The organism is Pseudomonas sp. GW821-FHT01E10, assembly GCF_059422365.1.
In genome coordinates this window covers 225,004-236,521 of record NZ_JBWKWT010000003.1, presented here as the reverse complement: position 1 = coordinate 236,521, position 11,518 = coordinate 225,004, and the positions used below count along the sequence as shown (strand labels likewise).

General features: G+C 60.8%; 10 protein-coding genes. 8 read left to right on the top strand and 2 right to left on the bottom strand.

Annotation, left to right across the window (positions count from 1 at the left end; all coding sequences use genetic code 11):
• Nucleotides 1-11: 11 nt before the first annotated feature.
• Nucleotides 12-824: a tRNA cyclic N6-threonylcarbamoyladenosine(37) synthase TcdA gene (tcdA, locus tag AC07V0_RS07560; protein WP_370741112.1), complete on the bottom strand. Its 813-nt coding sequence runs from the start codon at nucleotides 822-824 to the stop codon at nucleotides 12-14.
• 287 nt (nucleotides 825-1,111) lie between these two features.
• On the opposite strand from tcdA, the gene AC07V0_RS07555 reads away from it, so the two are divergent.
• From AC07V0_RS07555 to AC07V0_RS07540, 4 genes are all read left to right on the top strand, one after another.
• A complete protein-coding gene (locus AC07V0_RS07555) occupies nucleotides 1,112-3,700 on the top strand; it encodes a glycosyltransferase (protein ID WP_086944864.1) in 2,589 nt (862 codons plus the stop codon).
• A 142-nt stretch (nucleotides 3,701-3,842) separates the two neighbouring features.
• Nucleotides 3,843-4,994, top strand: a complete 1,152-nt coding sequence (gene dapE, locus AC07V0_RS07550) for a succinyl-diaminopimelate desuccinylase (protein WP_028939204.1) — start codon at nucleotides 3,843-3,845, stop codon at nucleotides 4,992-4,994.
• A complete protein-coding gene (locus AC07V0_RS07545) occupies nucleotides 4,994-5,803 on the top strand; it encodes a putative RNA methyltransferase (RefSeq protein WP_018927030.1) in 810 nt (269 codons plus the stop codon). Before dapE ends, AC07V0_RS07545 begins: the two co-directional genes overlap by 1 nt.
• A gap of 95 nt (nucleotides 5,804-5,898) precedes the next feature.
• Nucleotides 5,899-6,276 carry a hypothetical protein gene (locus AC07V0_RS07540; protein ID WP_018927031.1) on the top strand — a complete coding sequence of 126 codons (378 nt, stop codon included), beginning with the start codon at nucleotides 5,899-5,901 and terminating at the stop codon, nucleotides 6,274-6,276.
• Between the two features lie 156 nt (nucleotides 6,277-6,432).
• Here the strand turns inward: AC07V0_RS07540 and AC07V0_RS07535 are convergent, their stop codons facing one another.
• Nucleotides 6,433-6,642, bottom strand: a complete 210-nt coding sequence (locus AC07V0_RS07535) for a cold shock domain-containing protein (protein ID WP_007940478.1) — start codon at nucleotides 6,640-6,642, stop codon at nucleotides 6,433-6,435.
• Between the two features lie 237 nt (nucleotides 6,643-6,879).
• Between AC07V0_RS07535 and plsB the strand changes: the two genes are divergently transcribed.
• The 4 genes from plsB to AC07V0_RS07515 all read left to right on the top strand — a co-directional run bounded on the left by plsB (nucleotide 6,880) and on the right by AC07V0_RS07515 (nucleotide 11,349).
• On the top strand, nucleotides 6,880-9,384 hold the full coding sequence (gene plsB / locus AC07V0_RS07530; RefSeq protein WP_064621350.1) for a glycerol-3-phosphate 1-O-acyltransferase PlsB: 2,505 nt from the start codon (nucleotides 6,880-6,882) through the stop codon (nucleotides 9,382-9,384).
• Nucleotides 9,385-9,429: 45 nt separating this feature from the next.
• Nucleotides 9,430-10,119, top strand: coding sequence for a DUF4197 domain-containing protein (locus tag AC07V0_RS07525; protein ID WP_007940472.1), 690 nt, complete (start codon nucleotides 9,430-9,432; stop codon nucleotides 10,117-10,119).
• Between the two features lie 199 nt (nucleotides 10,120-10,318).
• On the top strand, nucleotides 10,319-10,711 hold the full coding sequence (locus AC07V0_RS07520) for a protease inhibitor I42 family protein (RefSeq protein WP_495019542.1): 393 nt from the start codon (nucleotides 10,319-10,321) through the stop codon (nucleotides 10,709-10,711).
• 2 nt (nucleotides 10,712-10,713) lie between these two features.
• On the top strand, nucleotides 10,714-11,349 hold the full coding sequence (locus AC07V0_RS07515; RefSeq protein WP_086944756.1) for a lysoplasmalogenase: 636 nt from the start codon (nucleotides 10,714-10,716) through the stop codon (nucleotides 11,347-11,349).
• Nucleotides 11,350-11,518 lie beyond the last annotated feature (169 nt).

Below are 11,518 nucleotides of genomic sequence, written 5' to 3'. Positions count from 1 at the left end.
AACCACAACCATTAAACCTGAGGTTTGATCCGATCCGCCGGACGCCGCACGCCCGCCACAATCTTATCCACAGCCTTGGTCGCCGCGACCATGCCAAACGTCGCCGTCACCATCATCACCGCGCCAAAGCCCCCGGCGCAGTCGAGCTTCACGCCGTCCCCGACAAAACTCTTCTGCAGGCAAATGCTGCCATCGGGTTTCGGGTAGCGCAGTTGCTCGGTGGAAAACACGCACGGCACGCTGTAGTGGCGGGTCACGGTACGGGAGAAGCCATAGTCGCGGCGCAATGTAGAGCGCACTTTCGACGCCAGCGGATCGTTGAACGTGCGATTCAGATCGCAGACCTGGATCAGCGTCGGGTCGATCTGCCCTCCCGCGCCGCCGGTGGTGATGATCTGGATCTTGCGCCGCTTGCACCAGGCAATCAGCGCCGCCTTGGCGTTGACACTGTCGATGCAGTCGATCACGCAGTCGATGTTCGGCGTGATGTATTCGGCCATGGTTTCGCGGGTGACGAAGTCCGCCACCGCATGCACCGTGCAGTCCGGGTTGATCCCGCGCAGGCGCTCGGCCATCACCTCGACCTTGGGCTTGCCGACAGTGCTGTCCAGCGCATGCAGCTGACGGTTGACGTTGCTGACGCAGACGTCGTCCAGGTCGAACAGCGATATCTCGCCCACGCCACACCGGGCAACCGCTTCCGCCGCCCAGGAACCGACACCACCGACGCCGACGATCGCCACATGGGCCGCGCGCAAGCGCTCCATGCCTTCAATGCCATACAAGCGGGCGATACCAGCAAACCGCGGATCTTCTGTACTCATGACCATTACCCCAAAAACCGGCGCGCATTATAGGGCTGTCGGCGGCCAAGAGCATCTTTGCACTATGAACGGCGGTGTCGACTGCTTTAATTGACAAAAAATTGATCGGAATTGGACTACAACGCTCTGGTCAAAGAACTTAAGTCGACCTGGACTGCCCAATGTCGGGCGTTTCCCTGTTCGCTGTACGGTCAGAGAACCTCCAGTGTAGGATGCGCGCCCCTGCCACCTGGCAGCCGGCCGCCAACCGTTCCTTCGTTCCACAGCCTTTGGAACCCGAAAAAGCTATGTCATCGCGTAAATTTGGACTCAACCTGGTAGTGGTTCTAGCAATCGCCGCCTTGTTCACCGGTTTCTGGGCGTTGGTCAATCGCCCGGTCACCGCCCCCAACTGGCCTGAACAGATCTCCGGCTTCTCGTACTCGCCGTTTCAACAAGGCCAGTACCCGCAGAAAGACCAGTATCCGACCGACGATGAAATGCGTCGCGACCTGGAGATCATGAGCAAGCTGACGGACAACATCCGGACCTACTCGGTCGACGGCACGCTGGAGGACATTCCCAAACTGGCGGAAGAGTTCGGCCTGCGGGTAACCCTGGGGATCTGGATCAGCCCGGACCAGGAGCGCAACGAGCGCGAGATTCAGCGCGCCATCCAACTGGCCAACACCTCCCGCAGCGTGGTTCGCGTCGTGGTCGGTAACGAGGCGATCTTCCGCAAGGAAATCACTGCTGCCGAGCTGAGCGTGATCCTGGATCGCGTGCGCGCAGCCGTTAAGGTTCCAGTCACCACCTCCGAACAGTGGCACGTCTGGGAAGAACACCCGGAACTGGCCAAGCACGTCGACCTGATCGCAGCTCACGTTCTGCCCTACTGGGAGTTCATCCCTGTGGACAAGGCCGGCCAGTTCGTTCTCGACCGCGCCCGTGACCTGAAAAAGATGTTCCCGAAAAAACCGTTGCTGCTCTCCGAAGTCGGCTGGCCGAGCAACGGCCGTATGCGCGGTGGCGCCGATGCGTCGCCGGCGGACCAGGCCATTTACTTGCGCACACTGGTCAACAAGCTTAACCGCCAGGGTTTCAACTACTTCGTGATCGAAGCATTTGACCAACCGTGGAAGGCCACTGACGAAGGCTCGGTAGGCGCGTACTGGGGCGTGTTCAACGCCGCGCGCCAGCAGAAATTCAACTTCGAAGGCCCGGTGGTCGCGATCCCGCAATGGCGTGTGCTGGCGATCGGCTCTGCCGTGTTGGCCCTGCTGTCCCTGACCTTGCTGATGATCGACGGCTCGGCCCTGCGCCAACGTGGTCGTACCTTCCTGACCTTTATCGCGTTCCTCTGCGGTTCGGTGCTGGTATGGATCGGTTACGACTACAGCCAGCAATACAGCACCTGGTTCAGCCTGACGGTAGGCTTCCTCCTCGCCCTCGGTGCACTCGGGGTGTTTATCGTTCTGCTAACGGAAGCCCATGAACTGGCCGAAGCGGTCTGGACCCACAAACGCCGGCGTGAATTCCTGCCCGTGGTGGGCGAATCAGACTACCGACCGAAGGTGTCGATTCACGTGCCCTGCTATAACGAGCCGCCGGAGATGGTCAAACAGACCCTCAACGCGCTGGCCAACCTCGACTATCCGGACTTCGAAGTCCTGATCATCGACAACAACACCAAGGACCCGGCGGTCTGGGAACCGGTGCGTGATTATTGCGAAACTCTTGGCCCACGCTTCAAGTTCTTCCACGTCGCACCGTTGGCCGGCTTCAAGGGTGGCGCACTGAATTACCTGATTCCCCATACCGCCAAAGATGCCGAAGTGATTGCGGTGATCGACTCGGACTACTGCGTCGACCCGAACTGGCTCAAGCACATGGTGCCGCACTTCGCCGACCCGAAAATCGCCGTGGTGCAATCGCCACAGGATTACCGCGACCAGAACGAAAGCACCTTCAAGAAGCTCTGCTACGCGGAATACAAAGGCTTCTTCCACATCGGCATGGTCACCCGCAACGACCGTGACGCGATCATCCAGCACGGCACCATGACCATGACCCGGCGCTCGGTGCTCGAGGAACTGGGCTGGGCCGACTGGTGTATCTGTGAAGACGCCGAACTGGGCCTGCGCGTGTTCGAAAAAGGTCTGTCGGCGGCGTACTACCACACCAGCTACGGCAAAGGCCTGATGCCCGATACCTTTATCGACTTCAAGAAACAGCGTTTCCGCTGGGCCTATGGCGCGATTCAGATCATCAAGCGTCACACCGCCAGCCTGCTGCGCGGCAAGGACACCGAGCTGACCCGTGGCCAGCGTTACCACTTCCTCGCAGGCTGGCTGCCGTGGGTGGCGGACGGCATGAACATCTTCTTCACCGTCGGCGCGCTGTTGTGGTCGGCGGCGATGATCATCGTGCCGCAACGGGTCGATCCACCGCTGCTGATTTTCGCGATCCCGCCATTGGCGCTGTTCGTGTTCAAGGTGGGCAAGATCATCTTCCTGTACCGCCGCGCGGTCGGGGTCAACCTGAAAGACGCCTTCTGCGCCGCGCTGGCCGGGCTGGCGTTGTCGCACACCATCGCCAAAGCGGTGCTGTACGGATTCTTCACCAGCAGCATTCCGTTCTTCCGCACACCGAAGAATGCCGATAACCACGGCTTCTGGGTGGCGATTTCGGAGGCTCGCGAAGAGCTGTTCATCATGCTGCTGCTGTGGGGCGCGGCACTGGGGATCTTCCTGGTGCAGGGTATACCAAGCAACGACATGCGCTTCTGGGTGACCATGTTGCTGGTGCAGTCGCTGCCGTACCTGGCGGCGCTGATCATGGCGTTCCTGTCGTCGCTGCCCAAACCTTCGGTAGAAGCTGCGCCGGTACCGGCGTAATCCGTTATTAGATAACGTCAAACGGCGGCCTTCGGGCCGCCGTTTTGCTTTAGAATGATCGCCTTTTTCAATGCCAACAAACTCGGTAGGAGCTGCTTCGGCAGCTCCTACATGTTTACCGTGCGCACCTCGGAGTTCTTACATGACGGCCCACGCCGACCTTTCGCCGACACTTCAACTCGCCATCGACCTGATCCGCCGTCCATCCGTGACGCCGGTCGACGCCGATTGCCAGAAGCAGATGATGCAGCGCCTGGGCGATGCCGGTTTTATGCTGGAGCCGATGCGCATCGAAGATGTGGATAACTTCTGGGCGACCCACGGCAAACATGACGGTCCGGTGCTGTGCTTCGCCGGTCACACCGACGTGGTGCCGACCGGTCCGGTGGCGGCCTGGCAGATCGATCCGTTCAACGCGGTGATCGACGAACACGGCATGCTCTGTGGCCGTGGCGCGGCAGACATGAAAGGCAGCCTTGCGTCCATGACCGTGGCGGCCGAGCGTTTCGTCGCCGACTATCCGGATCACAAGGGCAAGGTCGCGTTCCTGATCACCAGCGACGAAGAAGGCCCGGCCCATCACGGCACCAAGGCTGTGGTCGAGCGCCTTGCCGCCCGCAAGGAACGTCTGGACTGGTGCATCGTCGGCGAGCCGTCGAGCACGACCCTGGTGGGTGACGTGGTCAAGAACGGCCGTCGCGGCTCCCTCGGCGCCAAATTGACCGTGCGCGGTGTGCAGGGCCACGTGGCGTATCCGCACCTGGCGAAGAACCCGATCCACCTCGCCGCCCCGGCGCTCGCCGAACTTGCCGCCGAGCACTGGGACCACGGCAACGATTTCTTCCCGCCGACCAGTTTCCAGATCTCCAACGTCAATTCCGGCACCGGTGCGACCAACGTGATTCCGGGTGATCTGGTGGCGGTATTCAACTTCCGCTTCTCCACCGAGTCCACCGTCGAAGGCCTGCAAAAGCGCGTCGCCGACATTCTCGACAAGCATGGCCTGGACTGGCACATCGACTGGGCGCTGTCCGGCCTGCCGTTCCTCACTGAGCCGGGCGCGCTGCTCGACGCGGTGTCGGCGAGCATCAAGGACATCACCGGTCGTGACACCAAAGCCTCCACCAGCGGCGGCACTTCAGATGGGCGCTTCATCGCGACCATGGGCACCCAAGTGGTTGAACTGGGCCCGGTCAACGCGACGATCCACCAGGTCAACGAGCGTGTACTGGCGGCCGACCTCGACGTGCTGACCGAAATCTACTACCAGACCCTGATCAAGTTGCTCGCCTGATGCTCGCCTGTCCGATCTGCAGCGAACCGCTGAACGCGGTGGACAACGGCGTGGCCTGCCCCGCCGGGCATCGTTTCGACCGCGCACGGCAGGGTTACCTGAACCTGCTGCCGGTGCAGCACAAGAACAGCCGAGACCCTGGGGATAACCAGGCGATGGTCGAAGCCCGTCGCGACTTTCTGAACGCCGGCCATTACGCGCCGGTGGCCAAGCGTCTGGCGGAACTGGCGGCCGGTTATGCGCCGCAGCGCTGGCTGGACATCGGTTGTGGCGAGGGGTATTACACCGCGCAAATCGCCGAAGCCTTGCCCAACGCCGATGGCTATGCCCTGGACATTTCCCGGGAAGCGGTCAAACGCGCCTGCAAACGCAACCCTGCGCTGACCTGGTTAATCGCCAGCATGGCGCGGGTGCCATTGGCCTCGGGCAGCTGCCAGTTTCTGGCCAGCGTGTTCAGCCCGCTGGACTGGGAAGAAGCCAAACGTCTGCTCAGCCCCGGTGGCGGCTTGATGAAAGTCGGGCCGACCAGCGGCCATCTGATGGAATTGCGTGAGCGGCTGTACGACGAAGTGCGCGAGTACACCGACGACAAGCACCTGGCGCTGGTGCCGGAAGGCATGGCGTTGCAACACAGCGAAACCCTGGAATTCAAACTGACGCTGGTCAATGGTCAGGATCGCGCGAATCTCTTGGCGATGACACCTCACGGCTGGCGCGCCAGTGCCGAACGCCGGACAGCAGTCATTGAACAAGTGGAACCGTTCGAGGTCACCGTTTCGATGCGCTACGATTATTTCGTTCTGCAGTAGTAGTTAGAGAACAACTTTAATTTTTGGTCTTGAGTAAAGGCTCAAGGCCGGCTAAATCCGCGAATGGATTTTTCAGACCCGCAGTGAGGACATCCATGCGCCAACCGGACATCGAGATTTACCTGAAAGACGCCGACGTCGATCACAAAGCCATCGCAGCCTGGCTCGGCGCGGCTCTAGGCCCGTGCACCGACTGGGTTCAGAAAGGCCAGACCTACAAGTGCAAGGCTGGTAGCGTGCCAGTGACCTGGCTGCCCAAAGCCGTAGGCAAATGGAACAGCCTGTACCTGGAAAGCGACCAGACCCCATGGGAAGACGACATCGCTTGCGCCCGCGCTGCATTTGCCGCATTGAACGTCGAAGTGCGTTGTGCGCCGGGTAGCTGGGTCGAGGAAGAAGGTGAGGAAACGGCAGATCGCTGGATTCGCATCAGTGTCGATGGTGAAGAAGAGATCACCTGGAAAACCGCGTAATCTGCGTAATCTGCGTAATCTGCGTAATCTGCGTAATCTGCGTAAGCATAAATCTGTAGGAGCGAGGCTTGCCCGCGAAGCTTTTAGCGCCAGTGATGACGCCTTCGCGGGCAAGTCGGATCGCCGCACCGCTCGCTCCTACAGGGTTCTGCGGGTTTACAGACCTACAACATCCTCAGCCTGCAATCCCTTCTGCCCTTCCACCACCGCATATTCAACCTGCTGACCTTCAGTCAGCGAGCGATGCCCTTCGCCACGGATCGCGCGGTAGTGCACGAACACGTCCACCCCGTCCTGGCGCTGAATGAAGCCATAACCCTTGGCGTCGTTGAACCACTTCACGTTGCCGGTTTCGCGTGTTGCCATCTGTTCATACTCCCTTTTTATTATTGAATGGGCTTTTCGCAGGAAAGCCTTGAGGAACGTCAGCCTGCATCCGACGTCCATTGAAGGGCCCCGGCGACAGACCGCCGAGTATATGACAGGTGCGAAAACTCTCAACAGGAGTTTACTTCGCTGCTTTTTTGCCGATTTTCGATGAATCCGGCACACTATCGACCGCCCGAGCAAACGCTCGGTTTTATTCACTCACGCAGAAGCCGTATGACCCGTTCCCCGTTCCGCCGTCTTGTGTTTGGCACCCTGCGCCGACTGCTGTACCTCTGGGTTCGCTCAGAGACGATCAACCAGTCGTCGTTCACCCTTAACCTCGACCGCAGCCGGCCGGTGTTCTACGTCCTGCAAAATCCTTCGCTGACCGACCTTGCCGTGGTCGATACCGAATGCAGCAAGGCCGGCCTGCCCCGTCCGGTATTGCCGGTAGCGGTGGGTGCGCTGGTGGAGCCCGCCGCGTTCTTTTACCTGACACCGGATCCCGACTGGCTCGGCCGTCAGGACAAACGCGGTGCGCCGCCAACCCTGACCCGTCTGGTCAGCGCCCTGAGCCAGAACGCCGCCGAAGACGCGCAGATCATCCCGGTCAGCGTGTTCTGGGGCCAGTCGCCAGACAGCGAGTCGAGCCCATGGAAGCTGCTGTTCGCCGACAGCTGGGCGGTCACCGGGCGGTTGCGCCGGTTGCTGAGCATCATCGTGCTGGGGCGCAAGACCCGGGTGCAGTTCTCGGCGCCGATCCATCTGCGCGAACTGATCGAACACAACAAGGGCCACGAGCGCACGGTGCGCATGGCCCAGCGGATTCTGCGGGTGCACTTCCGCAATCTGAAAGCCGCGGTGATCGGCCCGGACATTTCCCACCGGCGTAACCTGGTAAAAGGCCTGCTCAACCAGCCGCTGGTCAAGCAAGCGATCCTCGACGAAGCCGAGCGCGAAAACATCTCCCCGGAAAAAGCCAAGGCCCAGGCCTTGCGCTACGGTAACGAAATCGCCTCCGACTACACCTACACCGCGATCCGCTTCATGGAAGTGGTGCTGAGCTGGTTCTGGAACAAGATCTACGACGGGATCAAGGTCAACAACATCGAAGGCGTGCAAAAGGTCGCCCCGGGTTACGAAGTGATCTACGTCCCCTGCCACCGCAGCCACATCGACTACCTGCTGCTGTCCTATCTGCTGTTCCGCAACGGCCTGACCCCGCCGCACATCGCCGCCGGGATCAACCTCAACATGCCGGGGATCGGCGGTCTGTTGCGTCGCGGCGGTGCGTTCTTCATGCGCCGCACCTTCAAGGGCAATCCGCTCTATACCTCGGTGTTCAACGAATACCTGCACACTCTGTTCACCAAAGGTTTCCCGGTCGAGTACTTCGTCGAGGGTGGCCGTTCACGCACCGGGCGCATGCTGCAACCGAAAACCGGGATGCTCGCGATCACGTTGCGCAGCTTCCTGCGCTCGTCGCGCATGCCGATCGTGTTCGTGCCGGTGTACATCGGTTACGAGCGCGTGCTGGAAGGCCGCACCTACCTCGGCGAATTGCGTGGCGCGAGCAAGAAGAAAGAGTCGATCTTCGACATCTTCAAAGTCATCGGCGCGCTCAAACAGCGTTTCGGTCAGGTCGCGGTGAACTTCGGTGAGCCGATCAAACTGGCGGAGTTCCTCGACAGCGAACAGCCAGACTGGCGCCAACAGGCACACGGCCCGCAATTCAAACCGGCCTGGCTCAACGAAACCACCAACCGCCTCGGCGAGAAAGTCGCGCAGCATCTGAACGAAGCGGCGGCGATCAACCCGGTGAATCTGGTAGCCCTGGCGCTGCTGTCCACCAGCCGCCTGGCCCTGGACGATCGCGCCATGGCGCGGGTGCTCGATTTGTATCTGGCGCTGTTGCGCAAGGTTCCCTACTCGCCGCACACCACCCTGCCGGACGGTGACGGCCGCGCGCTGATCGAGCATGTGAAGGACATGAACCTGCTGTCTGAGCAGAACGATGCGCTGGGCAAGATTCTGTACCTGGACGAACAAAACGCCGTCCTGATGACCTACTACCGCAACAACGTGTTGCACATATTCGCGTTGCCGTCGCTGCTGGCGAGTTTCTTCCAGAGCGCGTCGCGCATGAGCCGCGAGCAGATCCTGCGCTACACCCGTGCGCTGTACCCGTACTTGCAATCGGAGCTGTTCATTCGCTGGACACTGGACGAACTCGATGGCGTGATCGATCAGTGGCTCGAAGCCTTCGTCGAGCAAGGCCTGCTGCGTTTCGAGAAGGACGTGTACCTGCGCCCGGCACCAAGTTCGCGGCATTTCGTATTGCTGACGCTGCTGTCGAAAAGCATTGCCCAGACCTTGCAGCGCTTCTACATGACCGTTTCCCTGCTGCTCAACAGCGGCCAGAACAGCATCAGCGCCGAAGAACTGGAAGACCTGTGCACCGTCATGGCCCAGCGCCTGTCGATCCTCCACGGCCTGAACGCCCCGGAGTTCTTCGACAAGAGCCTGTTCCGTCATTTCATCCAGACAATGCTGGACCTCGACGTGCTGCGCCGCGACGAAGCCGGCAAGCTGAGCTACCACGAACTGCTGGGTGAACTGGCCGAAGGCGCCGCCAAGCGGGTGCTGCCAGCGGAGATTCGCTTGTCGATCCGTCAGGTGGCACTGCATCGCAGTGAAGATGCGGCGGACCAAGTCGCGACGGCGGCGCAAACCGACTAAATTTCAACATCGTTCCCAACCTTATTTACGAACAAGGAAGCCACCATGCTCCGCCCTACCCTTCGCTTCGCCGGCCTGTGCGCAGGCTTGATGATCTGCGCCAACGCCCTGGCACTGTCACTCAGTGACCTGTCGCAACAAGACGCCACCGGCGGGCTCAAGGACGCCCTGACCCAAGGCGCGCAGCTGGCCGTCAAACAACTGGGCACACCCGGCGGCTTCAGCAACAACCCGGACGTGAAAATCGAACTGCCGGGAAAACTGGGCAAGGTCGCCAAGAAAATGAAACAGTTCGGCATGGGCGATCAGGTCGATCAACTGGAAACCAGCATGAACAAGGCAGCTGAAGCGGCGGTAACGCAGGCTCAGCCGATTCTGGTGGATGCGGTGAAGAAGATGACCGTGGAAGATGCCAAGGGGATTCTCAGCGGCGGCCAGGATTCGGCCACTCAGTACCTGAGCAAAACCAGCCGCGAACAGATCCGTACCAAGTTCTTGCCGATCGTCAAGCAAGCCACCGACCAGGTGGGTTTGGCTCAGCAATACAACGCGTTCGCCGGGCAAGCCGCGACGCTGGGTGTGCTGGATGCGAAAAATGCCAACATCGAAAGCTACGTCACCGAGCAGGCGTTGAACGGGTTGTTCGAGATGATTGGCAAACAGGAAGAAACCATTCGCAAGAACCCTGCGGCAGCGGCGACCAGTTTGGCGAAGAAAGTTTTCGGCACACTCTAAACCCACTGGCAGCGGGCCTGTGGCGAGGGGGCTTGTCGGAATGCCGCACCGCCACAGGCCCGCTCCCACATGGACTGCACTTGACTGACGGGCATTACCCACCTCCCGCGCCCGATCATCCCTAATGGGCGGCCGTCACAATTTGTCTCATCTTCAGTTATGCTCGCCGTTCGTCGTGAACGCCGGAGCCGCTGATCTTATGTCCCCCACTCGCCTGTGTGTCCCCCTCGCCCTTGCTCTGCTGAGTGCTTGCGCCTCGCAACCGAAACAGAACCTGACCGTGGAAAAACAAAGCGAATGCCCGGCGAAACTGCACAACGGGCAAACCCTGATCCTGACGCTGCCGAGCAACCCGACCACGGGTTACCGCTGGGCGATCCAGGATTCAGCCGGTGGTGTGTTGCGCGCGCTCAGCCCCGAGGTTTACAGCAACCCGGAAGACGCCGGGATCGTCGGCAGTGCCGGCGTCTCGACCTGGCGTTTCCAGGCCTTCGCCACCGGCACTGGCCGCCTGCGGCTGACTTACTCACAACCGTGGGCACCGGAAGTACCGGCGGTGCAAACCTTCGACTGCGCCATCGCGGTTAACTGATCGTGGGCTGGCTGATTCTGGCGCTGATGGGCGCGGTGACCTTTATGTATGGCCTGAGCGTGCATGCCGCGCTGCTCTGCCTGCTGGTCAAACCGATGCCTGTGCTGGCCCTGCTCGGCTGGTTGCACGATGCACCGCCCAGCGCGTATCGGCGCTGGATCAGCCTGGGTTTGATTTTCTCCTTGGTCGGCGATGTGTTGCTGGCATGGCCGCAAGACTTGTTCGTGTTTGGACTTGGAGCATTTTTGCTCGCGCATCTGGCGTATCTGAAGGCTTACTTGAGCGATTGCCGGCGTCTGGCTGTGTTGCCGCTGATCCTCGCCTTCGGCGTGGGTGCCGTGCTGCTGGGGATTCTGATTTCCAATGGCTTGGGGCCGCTGCTGGTCCCGGTGATCGTCTACGGCCTGGCCATCAGCGCCATGCTCTGGCGCGCCCTGGCCCGACTCGGCACCGATGTGCCCAAACGCTCGGCGCTGCTGGCTGCGGCGGGCGCGGTGGCGTTTGTGTGTTCTGACAGCGTGATTGGCATTAACCGGTTTGTGATGCCATTTCATGCCGCGCCTTACGTGACCATCCTGAGTTACTGGCTGGGGCAATGGGGGATTGCGGCGTCGGCGTTCACCCAGCGGCAACGCTAACCCTGTGGCGAGGGGGCTTGCCCCCGTTGGGCTGCGCAGCAGCCCCAACCCAGGCGACACCAACTTCCCAGACAAAACCCACTTACCGGATGACGACTGCTGCGCAGCCGAGCGCGAGCAAGCTCCCTCGCCACAACAGCATGTCTCTGCATTAACCGAGGTTAGTCCG